This is a genomic window from Humitalea sp. 24SJ18S-53, assembly GCF_050632385.1.
In the GTDB taxonomy this organism is placed as follows: Bacteria; Pseudomonadota; Alphaproteobacteria; order Acetobacterales; family Acetobacteraceae; genus Humitalea.
The window spans coordinates 1,732,392-1,754,332 of the sequence record NZ_CP192599.1; the positions used below are offsets into that span (position 1 = coordinate 1,732,392).

21 protein-coding genes are annotated in these 21,941 nt (G+C 69.4%); 5 read left to right on the top strand and 16 right to left on the bottom strand.

All coding sequences use genetic code 11. From position 1 onward, the window contains the following. Positions 1 to 243: 243 nt before the first annotated feature. Both ACQW02_RS08405 and ACQW02_RS08410 read right to left on the bottom strand, forming a co-directional pair. The gene (locus ACQW02_RS08405; RefSeq protein ID WP_431284819.1) at positions 244 to 777 is read right to left on the bottom strand and encodes a hypothetical protein; all 534 of its coding nucleotides are present in this window, start codon (positions 775 to 777) and stop codon (positions 244 to 246) included. Positions 778 to 783: 6 nt separating this feature from the next. After that, complete coding sequence (locus ACQW02_RS08410) at positions 784 to 2,103, bottom strand: sulfite oxidase (protein ID WP_431284820.1); 1,320 nt, start codon at positions 2,101 to 2,103, stop codon at positions 784 to 786. 83 nt (positions 2,104 to 2,186) lie between these two features. On the opposite strand from ACQW02_RS08410, the gene ACQW02_RS08415 reads away from it, so the two are divergent. Next, a complete protein-coding gene (locus tag ACQW02_RS08415) occupies positions 2,187 to 3,605 on the top strand; it encodes an NAD(P)H-hydrate dehydratase (RefSeq protein WP_431284821.1) in 1,419 nt (472 codons plus the stop codon). A 267-nt stretch (positions 3,606 to 3,872) separates the two neighbouring features. Here ACQW02_RS08415 and ACQW02_RS08420 read toward each other — a convergent pair whose 3' ends face one another. Together ACQW02_RS08420 and gltX are read right to left on the bottom strand one after the other, a co-directional pair. Then, positions 3,873 to 4,394, bottom strand: a complete 522-nt coding sequence (locus tag ACQW02_RS08420; RefSeq protein ID WP_431284822.1) for a hypothetical protein — start codon at positions 4,392 to 4,394, stop codon at positions 3,873 to 3,875. Continuing rightward, positions 4,391 to 5,773, bottom strand: a complete 1,383-nt coding sequence (gene gltX, locus ACQW02_RS08425) for a glutamate--tRNA ligase (protein ID WP_431284823.1) — start codon at positions 5,771 to 5,773, stop codon at positions 4,391 to 4,393. The genes ACQW02_RS08420 and gltX overlap by 4 nt, the downstream gene beginning before the upstream one ends. Positions 5,774 to 5,863: 90 nt before the next feature. On the opposite strand from gltX, the gene ACQW02_RS08430 reads away from it, so the two are divergent. After that, entirely contained in the window at positions 5,864 to 8,020 is a 2,157-nt protein-coding gene (locus ACQW02_RS08430; RefSeq protein WP_431284824.1) for a ComEC/Rec2 family competence protein, read from the top strand. Positions 8,021 to 8,023: 3 nt separating this feature from the next. Here ACQW02_RS08430 and lexA read toward each other — a convergent pair whose 3' ends face one another. The 7 genes from lexA to ACQW02_RS08465 form a co-directional block, all read right to left on the bottom strand. Next, complete coding sequence (lexA, locus tag ACQW02_RS08435; RefSeq protein WP_431284825.1) at positions 8,024 to 8,749, bottom strand: transcriptional repressor LexA; 726 nt, start codon at positions 8,747 to 8,749, stop codon at positions 8,024 to 8,026. Between the two features lie 129 nt (positions 8,750 to 8,878). Next, positions 8,879 to 10,084, bottom strand: coding sequence for a molybdopterin molybdotransferase MoeA (locus tag ACQW02_RS08440; RefSeq protein ID WP_431285878.1), 1,206 nt, complete (start codon positions 10,082 to 10,084; stop codon positions 8,879 to 8,881). Positions 10,085 to 10,088: 4 nt separating this feature from the next. Next, positions 10,089 to 10,520 carry a cyclic pyranopterin monophosphate synthase MoaC gene (gene moaC / locus ACQW02_RS08445; protein ID WP_431285879.1) on the bottom strand — a complete coding sequence of 144 codons (432 nt, stop codon included), beginning with the start codon at positions 10,518 to 10,520 and terminating at the stop codon, positions 10,089 to 10,091. Positions 10,521 to 10,555: 35 nt separating this feature from the next. Continuing rightward, a complete protein-coding gene (gene trpC / locus ACQW02_RS08450) occupies positions 10,556 to 11,386 on the bottom strand; it encodes an indole-3-glycerol phosphate synthase TrpC (protein WP_431284826.1) in 831 nt (276 codons plus the stop codon). Positions 11,387 to 11,388: 2 nt separating this feature from the next. Beyond that, complete coding sequence (trpD, locus tag ACQW02_RS08455; RefSeq protein WP_431284827.1) at positions 11,389 to 12,414, bottom strand: anthranilate phosphoribosyltransferase; 1,026 nt, start codon at positions 12,412 to 12,414, stop codon at positions 11,389 to 11,391. Positions 12,415 to 12,547: 133 nt separating this feature from the next. Beyond that, complete coding sequence (locus ACQW02_RS08460; RefSeq protein ID WP_431284828.1) at positions 12,548 to 13,393, bottom strand: alpha/beta fold hydrolase; 846 nt, start codon at positions 13,391 to 13,393, stop codon at positions 12,548 to 12,550. A 39-nt stretch (positions 13,394 to 13,432) separates the two neighbouring features. After that, positions 13,433 to 13,924 carry a hypothetical protein gene (locus ACQW02_RS08465; protein ID WP_431284829.1) on the bottom strand — a complete coding sequence of 164 codons (492 nt, stop codon included), beginning with the start codon at positions 13,922 to 13,924 and terminating at the stop codon, positions 13,433 to 13,435. A 160-nt stretch (positions 13,925 to 14,084) separates the two neighbouring features. Here ACQW02_RS08465 and ACQW02_RS08470 point away from each other — a divergent pair, with 160 nt between their 5' ends. Together ACQW02_RS08470 and ACQW02_RS08475 are read left to right on the top strand one after the other, a co-directional pair. After that, a complete protein-coding gene (locus tag ACQW02_RS08470; protein WP_431284830.1) occupies positions 14,085 to 15,059 on the top strand; it encodes a Bug family tripartite tricarboxylate transporter substrate binding protein in 975 nt (324 codons plus the stop codon). Continuing rightward, entirely contained in the window at positions 15,056 to 16,279 is a 1,224-nt protein-coding gene (locus ACQW02_RS08475) for a mandelate racemase/muconate lactonizing enzyme family protein (RefSeq protein WP_431284831.1), read from the top strand. Before ACQW02_RS08470 ends, ACQW02_RS08475 begins: the two co-directional genes overlap by 4 nt. Positions 16,280 to 16,288: 9 nt before the next feature. Here the strand turns inward: ACQW02_RS08475 and ACQW02_RS08480 are convergent, their stop codons facing one another. Then, positions 16,289 to 16,873 (bottom strand): transposase, encoded by a 585-nt coding sequence (locus tag ACQW02_RS08480; protein WP_431284832.1) that lies wholly within the window; start codon positions 16,871 to 16,873, stop codon positions 16,289 to 16,291. 160 nt (positions 16,874 to 17,033) lie between these two features. Between ACQW02_RS08480 and ACQW02_RS08485 the strand changes: the two genes are divergently transcribed. Continuing rightward, a complete protein-coding gene (locus ACQW02_RS08485; protein WP_431284833.1) occupies positions 17,034 to 18,053 on the top strand; it encodes a hypothetical protein in 1,020 nt (339 codons plus the stop codon). 122 nt (positions 18,054 to 18,175) lie between these two features. On the opposite strand, the gene ACQW02_RS08490 is transcribed toward ACQW02_RS08485, so the two are convergent. From ACQW02_RS08490 to ACQW02_RS08505, 4 genes are all read right to left on the bottom strand, one after another. Further along, positions 18,176 to 18,676, bottom strand: a complete 501-nt coding sequence (locus tag ACQW02_RS08490; RefSeq protein ID WP_431284834.1) for an RES family NAD+ phosphorylase — start codon at positions 18,674 to 18,676, stop codon at positions 18,176 to 18,178. Next, entirely contained in the window at positions 18,673 to 19,065 is a 393-nt protein-coding gene (locus ACQW02_RS08495) for an antitoxin Xre/MbcA/ParS toxin-binding domain-containing protein (protein ID WP_431284835.1), read from the bottom strand. Before ACQW02_RS08495 ends, ACQW02_RS08490 begins: the two co-directional genes overlap by 4 nt. A gap of 219 nt (positions 19,066 to 19,284) precedes the next feature. Beyond that, positions 19,285 to 20,199 (bottom strand): 2-hydroxyacid dehydrogenase, encoded by a 915-nt coding sequence (locus tag ACQW02_RS08500; RefSeq protein WP_431284836.1) that lies wholly within the window; start codon positions 20,197 to 20,199, stop codon positions 19,285 to 19,287. 14 nt (positions 20,200 to 20,213) lie between these two features. After that, on the bottom strand, positions 20,214 to 21,938 hold the full coding sequence (locus tag ACQW02_RS08505) for a M28 family peptidase (protein ID WP_431284837.1): 1,725 nt from the start codon (positions 21,936 to 21,938) through the stop codon (positions 20,214 to 20,216). Positions 21,939 to 21,941: the final 3 nt, after the last annotated feature.

Genomic DNA, 21,941 nt, shown 5'->3' on the forward strand with positions numbered 1-21,941 from the left:
GAAAGGGGCTTCGCCCCTCTCAAACTCTCCCCACCAAGGGGCAGTGGCCTCTTGGAACCCACGCGATTTGGTAAAATAAAGGGAGGGGCTTCATCGGCAGTTCATTCGCCGATGTTGCGACATGCCCCTCCCTTTATTTTACCAATACATCGTGCCGGTCCAGGGGGGCGGCCCCTGGTGGGGGTGGTGTGGAGGGGGCGAAGCCCTCTCCACGGCGCAACCTCCCCTCTATTCGACAGCCTGCTACTGCGTCGCGAAGGGATTGCCGCGCCCTCGCGGCGCTGAGCGGGGCGGGAAACTGGCCGCCAGGTAGTCCACGATCACGCGGCGCATGTCCGGATCCAGCGGGTTCATCGCCTGCTTCTCCACCATCCAGTCCATCAGCCCATCCCAGGACTCGCGGTTGAAGCCGGAACGCCGGATCAATGCCGTGGAGTGGCAGGCGGTGCAGGCCAAGAAGGTCTCTTCGCGCCCCGGGCCCTCGGGCAGGATATCGACGGTTTCCTCACCGGTGGGGGGGGCGGATGGGGCGGCGGCGGCGACGACCGGGGCGGGCGCGGGTGCGGCCACCGGGACCGGTGCGGGGGCCGCCACTGGCGCAGGCACCGGGGCCGGGGCGGGAACCGCGACCGGCGCAGGCACCGGAGGCGCAACCACCGGCGCCACCGCCACGACCCTGACCGTCGGCCGCCCCCAAAACCCCGCCTTCTGGCCAAAAAGCCCCACCGTGGTGGCGATCAGGAACCCGATCACCACCCCTGTCAGCGTCAATCGCATGCCGGATCAGCCCACCAGCACGGCGGCGCGGCTGATTGGGTTGGCCCCGTAGCCCTGCGGGTTCCAGTTCGCCGCCAGATGCGGCTGCATCCGACCCTGGCTGTCGGTCGCGCGGTACCAGACCTCGAAATACCCATCCGAGGGCAGGGTGACGCGGCCTTCCCAACGCTGCCAGGCGTGGCGGTTGGCCGGGGCCGCGACCGTCATCGGCACCCATGTCGCGCCAAAATCGACCGATGCATGCACCGCCCCCACCGTCAGGTCCCCGGCCCAGGCGGCGCCCCGCAGGTCCAGCGCCCGCGTCCCCGCCGGCAGCCGGCTGCCATGGGCGATGTTGGTCAGCACCGAGCGGACCGGCATCGACGTCATGTCGGCGAAACTCGCGCCATCATTGTTCGACCCCGGCACGATCGGGTTCACCGGAAGCCGATACGACGTCCCGCCCATGCCCTGGCCGGTATGCGGCACCGGCAGCAGCACCATGTGGTTGAACCACTTCGGGCTCAGGCTGGCCGGCCAGCCCGGCGCCACCAGGCGCAAGGGGAAGCCGTGGATATTGGGGATCGCGGCACCGTTCAGGCGGGTGCAGATCAGCGTATCCTCGTCCAGCGCCTTGGCGATCGGCATGCCGCGGCTGATCGACGCGCGGTCCGTCGCCCCCGACAAATGCGGATCGGCGCCGGATTGACCGGTGAAGCGGGCGGTGTCCTTGAGCCCCGCCGCCGCCAGCACATCGCGCAGCCGCACGCCGGTCCAGGCGGCGTTGCTGATCGCGCCATTGCCCCATTGGTTGCCGCGGGTTTCCGGGCTGAACGCCGACCGGCCATTGCCGCCGCATTCCAACTGCAACTGCATGGTGACCAGCGGGAAGCGGGCTTCGAGATCGCCGACCGTGAGGTCCAGCGGGGTGTTCACCTCGCCGTCGATCTTCAGCCGCCAGGTCTTCGGGTCGCCGGCGAAGGGCGTGGGGATCTGGCCGTTGTTGCGGATGAACATCTTGTCGGTCGGGGTGACCGCGTCATCCAGCATGGTCTCCGGCGTTTCCGCGACCAGCGGGCGTTCGCCCAGCACGATCAGCGGCGCCTTGCCATCCATCCGCAGCACGGCCGGGGCCGCCGCCGGCGCCTGGGCCAAGGCCGCCGGGATCACGCCGGTGGGCAGCTTGCCGCCAAAGGGCATGCTGGCGCCGAGCGCCGCACCCATGCTGGCCAGGGCAGCCCCCTTCAACGCACCCCGGCGCCCCCAGGCCAGCGCATCGGCGCGTTCCGGGTCGTCGCGGTACAGCTCGTTCAGGCTGCGTTCCGTCGCGGGGCGTTCTCGTGACATGTCGGATCCTCCAATTCTTCCAAAGAACATTAGGCGCGACCACCCCGCAGCGGGAGGGGCGGCAATCCGATTATGCTGCCCGCATGAAAACGCCACACCCCGACATCGAGTTCCTGGCGACCCCGGCCGAAACCGCCCTGGCCGATGCCGCCGCCGTCCTGGCCGGCGTGCCCATCGAAACCCTGATGGCCGCCGCCGGCCGCGCCGTGGCCCGCGCCATCCGCGCCCGCTTTCGGCCCGCGCCGACGCTGGTGCTCGCCGGGCCCGGCAACAATGGTGGCGATGGCTGGGTCGCGGCGCGGCTTTTGGACCAGGCCGGCTGGCCGGTCGCGGTCGCGGCCCTGGCCCCGCCACGCCCCGGCACCGCCGCCGCCGAGGCCGCCGCCCGCTACCGCGGCCCCATCCTCCCCTTCACCCCCGCCGAGGCCGCCCGCGCCAAAATCCTGGTCGATGCCGTCTTCGGCGCCGGGCTGACCCGCCCCCTGGCGCCGGAGGTCGCCGCCGTCCTGGCCGCCGCCAGCGGGCCGGTGGTGGCGGTGGATGTGCCCTCCGGCCTCTGCGGCCTGACCGGGCGGGCGCTGGGGGCCGTCCGCCCCGCCGCACTGACCGTCACCTTCTGGCGCCGCAAGCCTGGCCACCTGCTGCTGCCAGGACGGGCGCTGTGCGGCGATCTGGTCCTGGCCGATATCGGCATGCCGGCCGTCGGTCCGCCCCCGCGCCTCTGGCGCAACGGTCCCTGGCTCTGGCGCCTGCCGACGCCCGGCCCCGAATCCCACAAATACGCCCGCGGACACGTGACCATCCTCGCCGGCCCCACCATGCCCGGCGCCGCCCGCCTGGCCGCCGCCGCCGCCCGCCGCGCCGGCGCTGGGCTGGTCGCGATCGAGGCCCCCAACCCCACCATCGCCACCCTCCTGCGCGGCTGCGAACCAGGGCTGCTGGTCGCCGATGGTCCGTCCGACGACCCCCGGCACCGCGTCTGGGTGGTCGGGCCCGGCCTGCCGGCGACGCCCGAAACCCTGGCGCGCGCCCAAACCCTGGTCGCGGCCGGGCGCCAGGTCGTCGGCGACGCCTCCCTCTTCGCCGCCGCCTCGGGTCAGCCCGCGACCCTGGCCGGCTTCGCCGTGCTGACGCCCCATGCCGGCGAATTCTTGCGCGTGTTCGGCGACCCGAATGCCGACAAGATCGCCGCCGTCCGCGCCGCCGCCGCCGCGACCGGCGCCGTGGTGCTGCTGAAAGGCGCGGATACCATCATCGCCGCCCCCGACGGGCGCGCCGCGATCAACGACAACGCACCACCCTCCCTCGCCACCGCCGGCGCCGGCGACGTGCTGGCCGGCATCATCGCGGGCTTCCTGGCCCAGGGAATGCCGCCCTTCGAGGCCACCTGCGCCGCGGCCTGGGTCCACGGCGCCGCGGCCCCAACCGGGCCTGGCGTGCTGGCCGAGGACGTGCTGGCCGGGATCGGGGTGGCGATGGGGCAGGGTGCCGAGTATTGGTAAGTTGCGCTTTGAAAGGGGCTTTGCCCCTCTCAAACTCTCCCCGCCAGGGGGCGCCGCCCCCTGGATCGGCGCAATGTATTGGTAAAATAAAGGGAGGGGCATGTCACAACACCGGCGAATGAACCGCCAATGAAGCCCCTCCCTTTGTTTTACCAAATCGCGTGGGTTCCAAGGGGCCACGGCCCCTTGGTGGGGGAGGTATGGAGGGGGCGAAGCCCTCTCCACGGCACAACTTCCCAATACTTCAGAACTTTCCTAACCGGCCGCTCACACGCGGCGGGACCGGACCCAGCCGATGATGGCCCCGACGATCATCCCGATCAGGATGCCCGGAAACACAAAGACGAAGACCACCAGGGCGCTTGCGCCGCCCGCCTGGTTGGCGACCCCGCCGATCACGATCACGGCGAGGCCCACCCCCAGCCCGATGCCGAAGCCGATCACCCCGCCCAGCACCAGCCCGATCAGGCAGCGCACCAGGCGCGGCCCGATGCTGCCGGGGGCGGCCTGGTCGCGGGATGTCAGCCAGCGGCGCAGCAGGAACACGGCGCTGCCGATGACCAGCGGGGCCACGACGCCAAGGGGCGCCAGCCAGAAGACCCTTTCGGCGCCCCGGGGCAGGGTCTCCGCCAGCGACATGACGATATTCGCCCCCGCGATGACCACCGCGCCGAAAATGACGACCCAGAAGCCGCGTGCCAACCAGCCAAGCACGATGGCGGGGATGAAGATCGCCGGCGCGACCAGGCTCCAGAGGATGCTCTCCAGCGCCGCGCCGACGAGGGTCATGCGGCCAGCGCCGCTTCGATGCGGGCCAGGCTTTCCTCCCGCCCCAGCGCGACCAGGGTCGCATCCAGGGGCGGGCTTTGCAGGCTGCCGGTCAAAGCAGCGCGAAGGGGTTGCGCCAGATCCTTCAGCTTGATCCCGAGGATGTCGGCCTGTGCCCGCAGCGTGGTTTCCAGCGCCTCGCGGCTCCAGTCGGTCGCGGCCAGGGCCTCGGCCAAGGCCGGCAGACGGGTGCGGGCGGTCGCATCCAGGGCTGCGGCGGCCTTGGCATCCATCGCGGGCATGTCGACCACAAAACGTGCCTGTTCAGCAAGTTCCACGAGGTTCCTGGCGCGTGGTGCGAGGTCCGGCACCAAGGCCGCGACCCGGGCCGCGGCGGGCGATGCGGTGCCCAGCCCCAGCCTGCCGACCACCTCTGCGGTCAAGCGTTCCGGCGCGGTCTGCCGCATCCACAGCCCGTTCAGGTGGCTGAGCTTGGCATAATCCATCCGCGACGCCGCCCGCCCGACACCCGGCAGGTCGAACAGGTCGATCGCCCGCTCGCGGGTCAGGAACTCCTCATCCCCATGACCCCAGCCGAGGCGCAGCAGGTAGTTGCACACCGCCTCCGGCAGCAGCCCCTGGGTGCGGAAATCCAGCACAGACACCGCGCCGTGCCGCTTGGACAGCTTCGCCCCATCGGCCCCATGGATCAGCGGGATATGCGCGAACTCCGGCCGCTTCCAGCCCATCGCGTCATAGATCAGGCATTGACGGAAGGTATTGGTCAGGTGGTCGTCGCCGCGGATGACATGGGTGATCCCCATGTCGTGGTCGTCCACCACGACCGCATGCAGATAGGTCGGCGACCCGTCGGACCGCAGGATGATCAGGTCGTCCAATTCGGTGTAGCCGACGCGGACATCGCCCTGGACCAGGTCGGGCACATGCATCTCGCCGGTCAGCGGCGCCTTGATGCGGATGACCGGGGCGATGCCGAGGGGCGGCGTCGCGGTGCCATCGCGCCAGCGGCGGCCGTCGTAGCGGAAGGAGCGTTTTTCCGCCTCGGCGGCGGCGCGCATCGCGGCCAGTTCCTCGGCCGTGTCATAGGCTTCGTAGGCGTGGCCGCTGGCCAGCAATTCGCGGGCGACCTCCGCATGGCGGGCTTCGCGGCTCGATTGCAGCACCGGCGGTTCGTCGGGGTTCAGCCCCAGCCAGTCCAGGCTTTCCAGGATCTGCTTGACGGCGGCATCGGTGCTGCGCGCCTTGTCTGTATCCTCGATCCGCAGCAGGAATTGCCCACCGTGGTGGCGGGAAAACAGGTAGTTGAACAAGGCGGTGCGGGCGCCGCCGATGTGCAGGTAGCCGGTGGGCGAGGGGGCAAAGCGGGTGCGGATGGTCATGGCGTGTGTCACGAAAGTCCAGGCATTGTCGCGCGGCCGTAGCACGCGCGATGCCGCGTGGCCTAGCGGGGCGCGCGCCTGAGCCAGGTTTTGGCCGGCCCGGCCGCGCGCTGGCCGGAAGCGGTGCGGTTGGCGCTGGCTGAATCCTGGCGCGACCTGCCGCCATTCCTCGCGGTCGCGATGGGGGCGGGGGTGCTGGCCTACTTCGCCGCGGCCAGCGAACCCGATCCGCGCTGGGTCTGGCTGCCGGTGCCGTTCCTGGCCGCGGCCGTCCTGCTGCTGCGCCGCGCGCCGCTGGCGGCCCTGGGCATCGGGCTGCTCGCTGCCGGGACCTTGGGCTTCGCCGTGGCGCTGTGGCACGCGGGCCGGGCCGCGCCGGTCGTGTCGCTGCCGACGCGGGCCACCCTCGTCACCGGTATCGTGCAGGCGGTCGATCTGCTGCCCGAGGGGCGTCGCGTCACCCTGGCCGAGGCCCGCCTCGATGGCGGCCATCCCATCCCGCGCTCCTTGCGCATCCGCCTGCGCGCCGGCGACGCCGCCCGTCCGGCGCCGGGGGACACGATCACCCTGCGCGCCCTGGTCCGCCCGCCCGCGCCGCCGGCCTTTCCGGGGGCCTGGGATTTCCAGCGCGCCGCCTTCTTCGCCGGGCAGGCGGGGTCGGGCTTCGGCATCGGCCCGGCCGAGGTCACCCCCGGCGATGGCGCCGCCCCACCTCTCGCCGGGCTGCGCGCCAGCATCGAGGCGCGCGTCACCGCCGCCTTGCCCGGCGCCACCGGCGCGATCGCCGGCGCCCTGCTGACGGGCGGGCAGAGCGCCATCCCGGCCGCCGACCTGACCGCCATGCGGGATTCCGGGCTGGCCCATCTGCTGTCCGTCTCCGGCCTGCATATCGGCATCGTGATGGGCCTGTCCTTCTGGCTCGCGCGCTTCGGCATCGCCTCGGTGCCCTGGCTGGCGCTGCGGGTGCCGGGCAAGCCGGTGGCCTCCGTCGTGGCGCTGGCGGCGGGGGCTGGCTACCTGGTCCTGACTGGGTTCCAGGTGCCGATGCTGCGCTCCTTCGCCATGGCGGCGCTGGTGACATTGGGGGTCATGCTGGGGCGCCGGGCGATCTCGCTGCGGGTCCTGGCCGTGGCGGCGGTGGCGGTGATGCTGGTCAATCCGGCGGCGGTGCTGGGCCCGTCCTTCCAGATGAGTTTCGCCGCCGTGCTCGCCCTGATCGCGGGGTATGAGGCCCTGCGCGGGCGGATCGCGCTGTGGCGCGGCGATGGCGCCTGGTGGCGGCGGGGGCTGCTGGTGGTGGCAGGGTTGATGCTGACCTCGGTGCTGGCCGGCGCCGCGACCACCCCCTTCGGCCTGTATCACTTTGGCCGGCTGCAGGTGTTTGGCGTCGCGGCGAATGCGCTGGCGGTGCCGATCACCTCGGTATTGGTGATGCCGGCGGGGATGCTGGCGCTGCTGTTGATGCCCTTCGGATTGGAAGGCATCGCCCTGGTCCCGATGGGCTGGGGGGTGGAGGCGATCCTCTGGGTCGCCCATGGCGTCGCCGCCTGGCCGGGGGCCGCGCTGGTCGCCCAGCCGCCGCCGGTGGCTGGGCTGGCGGTGCTGTCGGCCGGGTTCTGTTGGCTGTGCCTGTGGAAGCGGCCGGCGCGGCTTTGGGGCGTGCCCTTCATCCTGGCCGGGCTGCTGTCCGCCTATGTCGTGCGGCCGCCCGATGTGCTGGTCGCGGCCGATGCCCGCCAAGTGGCCCTGCGCGCCGATGGAGAGGTCTTTGTCTGGCGCGCCGCCGGCGCCAGCCGGATGGTGCGCGACATCTGGCTGCGCGGCTTTGGCGAGGACACCGCCGCCGAACTGCCCGCCAGCGACGCCGCTGGCGGGTTATTGGCCTGCACCACCGATCTGTGCCGGTTGCGCGCGACGCCGGGCGGGGCCGAGGCGGTGTTGGTCCGCCCGGCCCCCCCCGTCCGTGGCGCGGCCCGCGCCGGGGTCTATCCCGACCGGCTACCACCACCCCCCGGCGTCTGCGGCATCGCGGCGGTGGTCATCGCGCCCGAACCGATGCGCGGACGCTGCGACGGCAGCCAGGTGGTGGACCGGTTTTCCGTCTGGCGCGACGGCGCCCATGCCGTGTGGCTGGCGCCGGATGGCGCGCGGGTGGTCAGCGACCGCGATTATCGCGGCGACCGCCCCTGGGTGCCGGGGCGGCCGCTGCCGCGACCGTCCCTGCTGCCGATGGCCGAGGAAGGGTAGCGGTCAGTACGTCCTGACCAACCCCACCAGCCGCCCCTGCACCCGCACCCGATCCGGCCCAAAAATCCGCGTCTCATACCGCGGGTTCGCCGCTTCCAGCGCGATCGAATTGCCGCGCCGGCGCAGGCGCTTCAGGGTCACCTCGTTCTCATCCACCAGCGCCACCACGATGGCGCCGTTCTCTGCCGTATCGCCGCGGCGGATGATCACCTTGTCGCCATCCAGGATGCCGACGTCGATCATCGAATCGCCGGAGACTTCCAGCGCATAGTGTTCGCCGCCCGAGAGCATCGCGCTCGGCACCTCGATCGTGCTGCCGCTGTCGCGCAGCGCCTCGATCGGCTGGCCCGCGGCGATGCGGCCATAGAGCGGCAACGACACCGCCGCCGCGTCATTCGCCGCGCGCGCCGCCCCCGGCAGGTTGGGGGCAAAATTGCCGCGGATGACATTGGGGGTGAAGCCCACGCCATCGGGCGGCACAACCGTCAGGTCGGGCGTGCCGCTCTGCGTCCGGCTTTCCGGCACGCGGATGACCTCCAGCGCCCGGGCGCGATGGGCGCGGCGGCGCAGGAAGCCACGTTCCTCCAGCGCCGTGATCAGGCGATGGATGCCGGACTTGGATTTCAGCGACAGTGCCGCCTTCATCTCCTCGAACGACGGCGAATAGCCGGTCATGGCCAGGTGGCGGTCGATGAAGATCAGCAATTCGTGCTGCTTGCGGGTCAGCATAGGCGCGGACATCTCCCGAAAGGCGAATCGCCGCGAACAAAGCGGCAACCTGTGCCGATGTTCTAGGAAGGTTCCAAATCGCCCGTCAACCGTTTTCCACAGGCCAGGGGCTTGATTCGCAACAGTGAATCAAACGCCAAGGGCGCCCAGGTCGATCACCTCGACCGCGGCCCCCGCCGCCAGCGCCGGCGCCCGCACCGCGCGGCGCAGCAGCCCATCGGCACCGGCCAGGGTGCGCAGCATCGAACTGTCCTGCTTGGCCGCCGGCGTCGCGACCAGGCGGCCCGCGTCGTCGCGCGCCAGGGCGCAGCGCAGGTAGTCTTCCCGCCCGTCATTCTCGGCCAGGTCGACCCCGGCGATGGCGGGCTGGAACACCGGGTCGGTCGCGGCCTCACCACCCATCCGCCGCAGCGCGGGCATCAGGAACAGCACGGCGCAAACCAGGGCCGAGACCGGATTGCCCGGCAGCCCCAGCAGCGGCACGGACCCCAGGCGCCCCCAGATCAGCGGCTTGCCCGGCCGCATGGCGATGCGCCAGAAACCGCGTTCGAAGCCTTCGGGCGCCAGGGCCGATTGCACCAGGTCATGCGCGCCGACGCTCGCCCCCCCGGTGGTCACCAGCAGGTCGTGGCCGCGCACCGTCTCGGCCATGCCGGCAAAGGCGTCGGCGGTGTCGGCGGCGATCGGCAGGATGCTCGGCACCGCCCCCATGGCGCGGCACACCGCCGCCAGCGCATGGGCGTTGGACGACACGATGCCCCCGGGCGGCAGCGGTTCGCCGGGCAGGGCGATCTCATCCCCCGTCGCCAGGATCGCGATTCTGGCCGCGCGACGCACCGCAAGCCAGGGATGGTTGGCCGCGGCCGCCAGACCGATGTCGCGGGCGGTCAGCCGCCGGCCCGGGGCCAGCAAGGTGTCGCCAGCCGAAAAATCCAGCCCCGCGGGCCGCACCCAACGCCCGGCGCGGGGCTGTTCGCGCGCCATGACATGGCCATCGGCCTCCTCGGCATCCTCCTGCAACAGCAGCGCATCGGTGCCTGCCGGGATGAAGCCGCCGGTAAAAATCCGCACGGCCTGACCCGGACCAACCGTGCCCGCAAAAGGATGCCCGGCCGGGGCCGCGCCGATCACCGCCAGCGCCGCGCCAGGCACCGCATCGGCGGCGCGCAGGGCATACCCGTCCATCGCCGAGACATCCGCCGGCGGCTGGGTCAGCCGCGCCACCACGGCGCTGGCCAGCACGCGCCCGGCCGCCTCATGCAGCGCCACGACCTCGGCCGGCAGCGGCGACAGGGCGGCCAGGATTTTCGCCCGCGCTGCCTCGACCGACAGCATGGGCTCAGGCGGCATTGTATTCGCCGGACCGCCCGCCTGCCTTGTGGACCACGCGAACATCCTCGATCCGCATGGCGCGGTCGGCGGCCTTCAGCATGTCATAGACGGTCAGCGCGGCGACGGAGACGGCGGTCAGCGCCTCCATCTCCACGCCCGTCGGGCCGGTGGTCTTTACGGTCGCCTCGATCTCGACCGCATCGGGGGCCACGGTCACCAGGTCCACGGTCACCTTGGACAGCGCCAGCGGGTGGCACAGCGGGATCAAGTCGGCGGTGCGCTTGGCGGCCATGATGCCGGCCAGGCGGGCGACGCCCAGCACATCGCCCTTGCCGGCGCGCCCAGCCTCGACCAACGCCAGGGTGGCGGGCAGCATCACCACCCGGCCGCGGGCCGTGGCGATGCGGGCGGTCGGCGGCTTGTCCGACACATCGACCATCGCCGCCCGGCCGGCGGCGTCGAAATGCGTCAGGGTCACGCTGCCTCGACCATCGCGCGGGCGGCGGCTTCGACATCGGCCTCGCGCAACAGATGTTCGCCGACCAGGATGCAGCGGGCGCCGGCATCGGCCATGCGGCGCACATCGGCCGGGCCGCGCATCCCGGATTCGGCGACCGGCAGGCGTTCGGGCGGCACCAGCGGGGCCAGGCGCTCGGTGGTGGCAAGGTCGGTCACCAGGGTCCGCAGGTTGCGGTTGTTCACCCCGATCAGCCGGGTTTCCAGGCCAAGGGCGCGTTCCAGCTCACGCTCGTCATGCACTTCGGCCAGCACCGCCATGTCCAGGCTGCGGGCGACGGCTTCCAACTCGCGCGCCTGTTCGTCGGTCAGCGCCGCCATGATCAGCAGCACGCAATCGGCCCCCATCGCCCGGGCCTCGAACACCTGCCAGGGCGAGATCATGAAGTCCTTGCGCAGCACGGGCAGGGTGCAGGCGGCGCGGGCGGCGACCAGATCCTCGACCGAGCCTTGGAACCAGGGGCCGTCGGTCAGCACCGACAGGCAGGCGGCCCCACCGGCCTGGTAGGCTTTTGCCAGCGCCGCGGGCTCGAACGGGTCGCGGATCAGCCCGCCGGAGGGCGAGGCCTTCTTGATCTCGGCGATCAGCCCGATCCGCCCATCCGATAGCCGCTCGCACAAGGCGCCGACGAAATCGCGGATCTTCGGCGCGTGGCGCGCAGCGGATTCGACGGCCGACTGCGGCATGGCGGCGGCACGCAGCGCCACCTCCTTCGCCTTGTCGGCCAGGATGCGCTTCAGGACATCCGGGACGTCCGCATGCAGGTCGTAGGTCAAGATGTCGGGCATGGTCAGCCTGCTGGCGCGGTGAGGGGGGCGGTGGCGGTCTTCAATCGGTCGAGCACGTTCATCGCGGCACCGCTGTCCAGGCTCTGCGCCGCCAGCACCGCCCCCTCCCGCAGGTCGGCGGCACGGCCGGCGACGACCAGGGCGGCGGCGGCGTTCAGCACCACGCAGTCACGATAGGGGGTGCGCGCGCCTTCCAACAGGGCGAGCAGAGCCGCGGCATTCTCCGCCGGGTCGCCGCCCTTCAGCGTGCTGGCGGGCGCGCGCGGCAGGCCGGCATCCTCCGGCGAGACGCTGAATTCGTGCAGCAGCCCGTCGCGGATGGCGACCACCTGCGACGGCCCGGCGATGGTCAATTCGTCCAGCCCCTGGCCATGCACCAGCCAGGCCGATGTCGTGCCCAGCCGCAGCAGGGTCTCCGCCATCGGCCGCAGCCATTCCGGGGCAAAGGCGCCGGTCATCTGGCGCGTCACCCGCGCCGGATTGGCCATCGGCCCCAGCAGGTTGAAGATGGTCCGCGTGCCCAGTTCCACCCGTGGCCCGGCCGCATGGCGCAGGGCGGCGTGGTGGCGGGGCGCCATGAGGAAGACCATCCCCGCGCTGGCCAGCACCTGCGGCAGCCGCTCGATCGGCACATCCAGGGTGACGCCAAGGGCGGTCATCGCATCCGCCGCCCCGGATTTGGACGATAGCGCCCGGTTGCCGTGCTTGGCGACCGGCACGCCGGCCCCGGCCACGACCAGGGCCGCGGCGGTGGAGATATTCAGCGTGCCGGCCGAATCCCCCCCGGTGCCGACCACGTCGATGGCGTCCGGCGGCGCCTCGATCCCGGTCATGCGGGCGCGCATCGCGCGGACCGCGCCGGTCATTTCGGCCACCGTCTCACCCCGCACGCGCATGGCCATCAGCAGCCCGGCGATCTGCGCGGGCGTGGCTTCGCCCGCCATGATGATGCCAAAGGCGTGCTCGGCCTCGGACTCGGCCAGGCGCTCGCCGGCGGCCAGGCGCGCCAGGATGGGTTTCAGGGACATGGGCGCGTTTTGCCGGGGACGGGGTGTGTCACGCGCGGAGACGTCGCGCGGCGCGGCGGGCGCGTCAAGGATGCGGGTGGGCGGGATGGCGTCCGGGCGGGTGAAAAAGGCCGATGGGCCGGGCCTATCGTCATCATCGCGCGGCGATGAGGTCGCGCAGGATGAGGTTCAACGGCCCCGGCCGTTCCAACGGCACGTAGTGGCCGCAGTCCTGGACGATATGCAGGCGTCCTTGCGGCGTTGAACGGGCCTGCGCCGCGCTCGCCTCCGGACCTGGCATGCGGTCCTCCGCGCCGGTGACGATGATGACAGGGCGGGGAAAGGCCGCGAGGAACTGGTCTCGGCTCGGCCGGCTGTGAAAGGCGGTCACGCCCCGCGCGACATCCCGCGGCGACTGTCGAAGTGCCGCGCGCCTCGCGTCCCCGATCACCGCGCTGCTGGCGGCGCGGGAGAACAGCGGAGACCAGAAGCGTGCCCAGGCGTGGTCCAGCCCCTGGTCCCGAATGATCCCGAGCGCGGATGCGTGCAAGGCGGGGTCGGGCCGGTGCGCGGCCTTTGTCCCGATGAGCACCAGGGCTGCGATCCGCTCCGGTGCGGCGACCGCGACTTCGATCGCGCAGGACCCGCCCACCGAACAGCCGACCACGATCAGGCGATTGCCTGTCACGAGGCTCAGCGCCGCGGCGGCCCATGCCTGAACGCTGTCGCCGAAAGGGTAGAGGTTCGGCATGTGGGTCGCGCCCGGCAGCAGATCCTTCTGCCCCGCCCACATCGAGCCATCCAGCGGCAGGGCGTGCAGGAACAGCAGTTCCGGTTTCTGCTGCGTCGCCATGGCGGTTTCCTTCGCGATCTGGAGCACGGTCGCGCGCTTCGCGGGCGGGCAGGCTGGCCAGGTGGCGATCCAGCATCGCCTGCGGTGCCCGCCCATTTCGAGGGCGCCGCACAGCACCGCGCCATCCGTGCCGCGGAGTCCCATCATGGCCTGGATCGCATCCAAGCCTACGGTCGGCGCGCTGCCTTAGGCTGTCCACTTCGTGCAGGCCGCCAGGGATTTCATGTCGCCCACGACCCGCAGCGTCATGATCACATGCCCCGTCTTCACGTTGTACTTGCCGCCCGACAGGTACCACATGAACTCCAGCATCTCCTTGCTGGAGGTGAGCATGCCGTTCTCCAGCAGCCCGGGGCCGATGCAGCCCTCCAGGTGGGAGGGATAATTGGCCGGGTGGAAGAGGATGTTCTTGCGCTTGGTCGCCTCGACGGCTTTGCCGAGCCAGGGGTTGATGACATAGGAATCGTAGTGTGCATTCCAGTACATGGTGGAGTTCGGGTAGTCCTTCCCGCCCGCCATGGTCACGTAGCCATCCATCCGTTCGACGGCATCGATCCTGTGCCCGCCGACCGTGATCAGCCCGCAGAGACCATGCGCCGTGGCGGTGGTCGTCTTCGCGCCCGGCGTGTTCTCGATATAGGTATTGCCCCGTGTGTAGGTGATGACGGTGCTGGCCAAGGTCGTCTCCTTCTCGTGCGATACGCATTTCGCCTTGCGCATCCGCCCCGGCAAAACGCATCTGCGTGATCATGGCGGGGCAGGAAAATCGGCCCCGCCGGGCTGACGCGAGGGGCCGGTTCGTGTCTAGGATCGCGCCGAGACACCGAGGAAGTGCACCATGACCCGCAAAGGGCTTTTCGTCGCGGCGTTCGCGCTGCTGTTCCCGCTGATGGCCCAGGCCCAGACTCCCGCCCAACTCCCGGATCGGCCGGTGCGCATCATCGTGCCCTTCCCCCCGGGCGGGACCAGCGACATCGTGGCGCGCGTGATGGCCGAGGCCGCGTCCCCCCGCCTGCCGCGTGGCGCGGTGGTGGAAAACCGCTCCGGCGCCGGCGGCAACATCGGCATGGCCGAGGCCGCCCGCGCCGCCGCCGATGGCACCACCCTGGTGCAATGCGCCTTTGGCCCCTGCGGCGCGAACCCCGCGCTGTACAGCGCGCCAGGCTACGACCTGCTGAACGACTTTACCGGCGTGATCCTGAGCGGCGCCGTCCGCAACGTCATGAGCGTGCGGCGCGACCTGCCGGCGACGACGCTGGCCGAGGTCGTGGCGCTGGAGCGCAGCACGCCGGGCGGGCTGACCTTCGCGTCCTCCGGTGTCGGCGCGTCCAATCATCTCGGGCCCGAGTGGCTGCGGTCCAAGCTTGGCATTTCCTGGACGCATGTGCCGTATCGCGGCAGCGCGCCCGCGATCACCGACCTGGTCGGCGGCCGGGTCGATGTGTTCTTCGACAACCTGCCATCGATCCTGCCGCATCTGCGGGCGGGCACGGTGCGGGCGATCGCGGTGCCGGCGGCGGCGCGGTTGCCGGAACTGCCGGATGTGCCGACCTTTGCCGAGGCCGGGGTGGAGGGCGTGGTCATCGACAGTTGGTTCGGCTTCATGGCCCCGGCCCGCACGCCGGCGCCGGCGATCGCAGCCCTGAACGCGGCCTTCACCGCGGCGCTGGCGGATCCCGCGGTGCTGGAGCGGATGCGGTCGCTGGGCGTCATCCCGCTGGGCGGCACGCCGGCCGAGATGAACCGCTTCGTCGCCGCCGAGGTCGCCCGCTGGGCCGAGGTCGTGCGCACCGCCGGGATCCGCGCGGAATGACCGCCGCCCGGATCACCGCGCTGCGGACCATCCGCATCGCCGAGCGTGGCAACCTGCTGTGGCTGGAAATCACCACCGACGATGGGCTGGTGGGCCTGGGCGAGGCTTTTCGCGGGGCGGCGGCGGTGGAGGCGGTCATTCATGAGAGCGTCGCGCCGTATCTGCTCGGCCGTGACGCGCGGCAGATCGAGCCGGTGTCGCGGGCGTTGCTGCACCCCTATGTCGGGTTTGGCGGGTCGAGTGCCGAGGTGCGGGCGGCCAGTGCCGTGGATTTGGCGCTGTGGGATTTGGCCGGGCAGCGGGCGGGCATTCCGATCCATGAGGCGATGGGGGGCGCGTGCCGGGACAGCGTGCGCGCGTACAACACCTGCGCCGGCTACGACTACAACAGTCGGCAGCACGCGGGCGGTCATGCCGGGCGGCGCGAACGCCAAGCCGATGAGGCGGTGGCGGGGCCGTATGACGACCAGATCGCGTTTTCGCGCGATGCGGGCGGGCTGGCGTTGTCGCTGCTGGGCGAAGGGTTTTCGGCCATGAAGATCTGGCCGTTCGACCCGTTCGCGTCGCGCGATGGCGGGCTGACCATCCGGGCCGAGGAGATCGAGGCGGGGATGGCGCCGTTCCGGGCGATCCGTGCCGCGGTGGGCAAGCGGATGGAGGTGATGGCCGAGCTGCATTCGCTATGGTCCACCGCGGCGGCCGAACGGATTTGCCGGGCGCTGGAAGAGGTGGATGTGTTCTGGGCCGAGGACCCGTTGCACAAGATGGATGACGTGCGGGGGCTGGCGGATTTGCGCAGGCGGACGCGGGTGCCGGTCTGTGCGAGCGAGACTCTGGGGGGCAAGGTGGCGTTCCGCGACCTGCTGGCCGCGGATGCGACGGATATCGTGATGCTGGACCTGACTTGGTGCGGCGGGTTGACCGAGGCGCGGAAAATCGCGGCGCTGGCCGAGGCGTATAACAAGCCGGTGGCGCCGCATGATTGCACCGGGCCGGTGACGTTGATGGCGAGCCTGCACCTGGCGATCCATGCGCCGACGGCGATTTTCCAGGAGGTGGTGCGGGCGACTCTGGCGACCTGGTATCGGGATTTGGTGACGGAACTGCCGCGGATCGCGGGGGGGATGGTGGCGGCCCCGCATGCGCCGGGGTTGGGGACGGTGCTGCGGCCCGAGGTTGCGCATCGCGCGGATGCGACGGTGCGGGTGGCGCGGGCGTAACTGGGTGCATCAGTCAGGCATCAGGCAGGTCGGCAAGCGTTTTCGCCCCCCGGCGATGACCAGGGCGCGGCCGTAGAGGGTCAAAAGGCCCTTTGGGACCTTACGCCAGTCGCTGAGGACCCTTTCGAGGACGCCGTTGATGAGGCGTTGGATCGTTTCGGACAAATCGGGATTGGGCAGCAGCCAGGAGGGGGCGCGGAGGGCGGATAAGAAGCCTAGGCGCCGGGCCGTGGTGATGAGGGCGAGGCCCCTGGAGCGGCAGGCGCGTTGGCAGGCGCGGCAGATGTAGTGTTCGAGCGAGGCGAGGCCCGGGGGGCATGTTTTCGACGCGAGCAGGTGCAGCAGCTTGGCCCAGAGGTGGCGGAGGGTGAGGCGACGGAAATGGCGGGCGACCGTGCCGGGTTTGCCGAATTCTTCGGGCAGGTTTTTCCAGGGGTTGCGGGTGGTGGCGGCCCAGAAGATGCCATCGACCCGGGCGCGCAGGTTTTTGACCGGGCGGCCAGCGCCGAGCCAGAGGATGTGGGGGCGGAGGGCGTCCCATTCGGGATCGGTGAGGGGGGTCCAGGGGCGGGTGGGGGTGTAGTGGCGGTGCATGGTAGAAACCTAGGGGAAAATTCCTCGATTTGTCAAGGAATATAATCCGATTTAGCCAATCCCATCTCAAACCAGCGCTGGCTTGCGGACATTCGTCGGTAGTGTGAGGGTCACGGCAAGGTAGGGATTCATACTTGCCTTCTTGATAGTGATGGGCCGAATGACCGATTCAATCCAATACAGTATATTTTCAGTTTGCGATGAGCCTCACTGTGTTTGGGGTTGGGATTTAGCTGAAAGAAATATACGATTTGTGAATGGTATCGATGACGCTTATTTCGATTATATCGCAGATACCCATCAACAACATCTCAACGGCAAATACGCTCAACAGGCGTCGATTGCGCTAAGGGCCAATTACCATCTTTGCCTCGAGACATTATTTGGACTGATTGGTGCAACACTCCAGGCGCCTGATTGTGTTGTTGGTTGGGTACTTAAAGCAAATACCTATCAGCTTAGAACGTTAGTGTCTAGTCTTTGTAATAATAATATGAATTTTCCTGTAAAATGGGAAATTTCGACGGAATTCAAAGGTATTGGATTCACTGAAGTTGCTAAAATAGTAATGGGAAATACGGTTTGGTCAAATAAAATAGAAGATAATACAGTGGAAAAATTCGCGACTCTTTGGGGTAGATTGGCAGTAGATTTTTTGGATCCTCACGCCATATCGGAATATAACAGTATAAAGCACGGATTTAGGATGCGTTCTGGGGGATTTTCTGTCCGCGTCGGTCGCGAGCACGAATTTGGTGTGCCTCCTCCGGAAGAAGAGATGGAAAGTATTGGAGGGAGTGAATTCGGTACCTCGTTCTATATGGCAGAGGCTGTTTACGGTGCTCCGAAGGTAAAAAGGGATCCACATTTTATGCTAAGGCAGCATTCCTTGAATTGGCTCCCAGACAGCACAGCCGGGCGCATGCTCCTGGCATGCCAATCTATCCACAACTTGAGGGCATGCTTGTCGATCGCAAATGGACGCTCACCTAGTGAAGTCATTTTTCAAAGATGTCGGGATGCCGGAGACTTCGATAAGCCATGGCGGCGATCAACTGGAGTGACACATTCCTCAATGGACTTCACTGTTTGCGAGGCAGATATCCAACGAGCGACTCATAGCGAGCTTCGCAGTTTTCTTATAAGTAATTGTGATGATCGAAAAGACGAAAATGAATAGAAAACGTTCCTCATCTTCACGACGAATAAATTGTTGAAATGTATTTGTGATCAGCGACTGCTCGCTGCCTTGAGCCTGATCAGTGAAGAGAACCCCATCGGCGTCGGGAATGTATGCGACGGCTACGGAAAAGGCCCCGATCCTGTTCCCATCAAACGTGGATCAAACAGCCACTTCCTAACCTTACTCCCAAAAATCCCCACCGCATCCGCATGCGCCGGATTGATCAACACATTCACCTCCTCCGGCACAATCACCGACGGCACCACCAGCACCGCTGACCCCATCCCCCTCAGCCAGTCCGTCCCAAACTCGATGCTGGTCATGCTGGCCGGCTCCGCATCCCACCCCACCGGCAGGCTCGCCGCCGTCTCCCGCCGCGCCGCCGCCCAAACCGCATCGGGAATGCTGATCTCAACCAAATACCGGTTCAGCGGCAGGCCACCCGCGTTCAGGTGGACCACGGTCTCGAGGCAGGCGAGCGCCCGCGACGTAGAAGCATAGACCACCGCATGATCCGGGGCGTTCCATCGCCCCCCCGTCGCCTTGGCGCCGCCCCCCAACAGATCGTCGGCCGGGTAGCGCGTCGTATCCGCAGCGATCCGCCAGACGACCTGGCTCATGCATAGGCGCCGCTGCCGATCTGGGCGAGTTTTTGCGACACCAGCGCCTGGCCTTCCATCGTGTTCATGAAGTCGATGGGCCGGGCATTGCCCAGGGCGGGCAGGGGGGCGCTGAGCCAGTGTGCCAGCCAGGCGCCCGCGTCGAACCCGGCCGGGCCGCCGGCTTCGTCGATCATGGTCTCGATCTGGCCGACCAGCCGCGCGAAACCGATGACCCTTTCGCTTTCCGCCGGGGAGAGCTTGGCATTGGCCTTCACCTTCTTGTTGAAGGTGGCGACCGGCAGGTCCAGGGCCTTGAGGGTGGTGTTCCGCCCCAGCTCGGGGATTTCAAGCCATTGCTTGGCGTCGGTCGCCAGCACGCCCGTGGTGATCAGGCGGATGCGCTCCATGACCGGGGTCCGGTAGAGCGAGGCGTATGGGGCGGTCGATGTGCGGGCGAAGAATGGCCCGGCGGGTCGGGATGAGGTTGGGGCCATTGGGAAAGCTCCTTTGAGCATTTTATACGCTCAAAGGAGCCGTGCTGTCGATGATGGTCTCGTCGGCAGCAGGGCGGACCCTCCGCCAGGGTCGTGGCGGATGCGGCGATTTGGACCGCCGCCGCCAAAACCCTAGCCAATCGCCTGCGGCGGCCGCCCACCCGACAGCGCGGCCTCGATATTCGCCAAAAGGGTGTTCAACTGCCCGCGCTGCGCCGCCGGCGACCGCCCGGCAAAATGCGGTGTCAGCACCAGGTTCTCGACCGTCAGCAGGTCGGGCACCGGCACGGGTTCGCCCTCCATCACATCCAGTGCTGCGCCGGCGATGGTTTTTTCGCGCAGCGCCGTGACCAGGGCCGCGGTATCGACGACCGAACCGCGCGCGACATTGACCAGAAACCCCTGGGGGCCGAGGGCGGCCAGCACATCGGCGTTGACGATGTGGCGGGTCGCCTCGCCACCCGGGCAGGCCAGGACCAGCATGTCGCTATCCGCCGCCATGTCGCGCAGGGAGGCGTTCCAGGCCCAGGCCAGGTCGGGCCGCGGATTGCGGGTGTGGTAGGCGATGATCATGCCGAAGGCGGCCGCCCGGCGGGCGATGGCATGCCCCACCTTGCCCATGCCGACGATGCCCAGGCGCGACCCATGCAGGGTCGGGCGGATGACCGACCGCGCCGCGTTCCATTCGCCGCGGCGGACGGCGCGATCGCCGGGGAGGATGCCGCGCATGGCGGCGATCATCAGCCCCAGGGTGGTATCGGCCACGGTCTCGGCATTCTCGCCGGGGGCGTGGGTGACCCAGATGCCGCGCTGGCGGGCGGCGGCCAGGTCGACGTTCTCGTGGCCGGCGGCGAAGCAGGAGATGATTTTCAGCGCCGGCATCAAATCCATCTGCGCGCCGGTCAGGCCGTTCATGCCGTTGGTGACGACGGCGATGGTGCCGGGTTGGCCGAGGGGCACGTCGGGGCCGTGGACCTGGTCGAAGCGCGCGTGCAGCGCCGCCATCACGGGGGGTTGCAGGACGATGCGGTGATGGACAGTGGTCATGGGGGTCCTGTGGGTCAGCTGGGGATGGCGGCGCGGGCGGCGGCCATTTCGGCCAGGAAGCGGTTTTGGCCACGACGCAGCGTGGTCAGCGCGAAGTTTGCCGCGGCGCCTGGGTAGCGATGCAGCTCCGCCGCGATGGCCAGCAGCGGCAGGGGGGGCGCCGGCAGGCCGATGTCGCGCCGCCAGCGTTCGCCGCGCACGTAGTTCAGCGGCACCAGGTGGCGCGACAGGCCGAGCAGCGCCGCGTTCCGTGCGGCCGGGGGCAGGGCGGGCAGGTGGGCCAGGGCGGCGCGCAGGTCGGCGATGGCATCGGCGGCGGGCGACAGGTCGAAATGGTCGCCGGCGGATTTGGCATAGCCCGCGAGGGTGGTGGCGAATTCGTCGAGCAGGGGGGCGAAGTCGAAGGGCAGGATCTCGGCATTCGCGGCGCGCCAGGCGGCGAGGAGGTAGAGGCGGATGTCGCGCAGCAGCACCTCGGGGTCGGCGACTTCCAATTGGTCGTTGTCGGTGTGCCAGGCGATGTTGCCGCCATTGCCCATGACGAAATACCAGCCGCGGCGGGCGATCTCCTCCGGCGCGATGCGGGAGGAGGCGGAGAAGCAGCCGGAGACGCCCAGGTTGTTGAAGGAGAAGTCGGAGGATTGGGTGGGGCGCTTGCCTTTTGCCGTCTTGCCGGTGGCGTCGGCGACGACGGATTTCACGAAGCCGTAGTTCTCCGCCATCAGCGGGATGGCGTTGTATTCGGTGGCGTCGCGGCAGCCGGGGCTGTCGCAGTTCATGTGCAGCACGCAGCCATCGGCGATCTCACGCGCCGCATGGTCGGCGTACCAGGTGCTGCCGGCGAAGCGGCCGGTGGAATGGCCGGGCCACCAGGCGATGCGGACGCCGCGCTTCAGTTGCGCGCGGTGCTGCCAGAGGGCGCGGGCGACCTCCATCATGCAGGCGTCGCCGGTGGCGTTGTCGCCGACGCCGACATCCCAGGCGTCGTAGTGGCCGTGCAGCAGCACGAATTTGCCGGGGTCCTCGGTGCCGGGGATGTCGACGACGGGCAGGCGGCAGTCGAACCAGCCTTCGTCCATGGCGGTGACGAGGGTGGCTTGGCCGCCGGCCTCGGCCAGGTCGACCAGGGCGTCGCCATCGGGCTTGCCCACGGCGGCGGCGGGGATGGAGGGTTTCCAGGGCAGGTCGTCGGTGTCGGGGCTGCCCCATACGGGGCTGCCGCTGCCCCAATGCGCGGCGTCGCCGGGGTTGATGGCGATGGCGCCGACCGCGCCCAGCCGTTGGAACCCCAGGATGCGTTCGCAGGAGATCATGCCGCGATAGAGCACGATGCAGCCGGCCATCGCCGGCAGCCCGGCGGCGGGGTCGAAGCCCGGGCCGAAATAGGGCTGGGTATGCGGCGCCCAGCCATCGGGCGGGGATTTGGGTTCGGCGACGAAGACCAGGGGGGCGGTGACGCCATCCGGCGCGGGCTTGGCCAGGGGGGCGGGCCTGGCAAAGCAGCGCCGGTCTCCGGCCTGGACATGGGCGCCCTTGGGGATCGACAGGAAGAGCTGCGGTTCGTGCATGGTGACCGGCACGCCATGCGCGCGCAGCCGGTCGGCGATCATGGCGGCGGCGCGGTTGCAGTCTTCGGGCGCTTCGCGGCGCAGGGTCGCGAAGGCTTCGACCAGCGGCCAGGCGTCGGCCAGGGTGGCGCTGTCCAACAGGGCGCGTTCGGGCGGTGTCAGGCCGTCCATGGT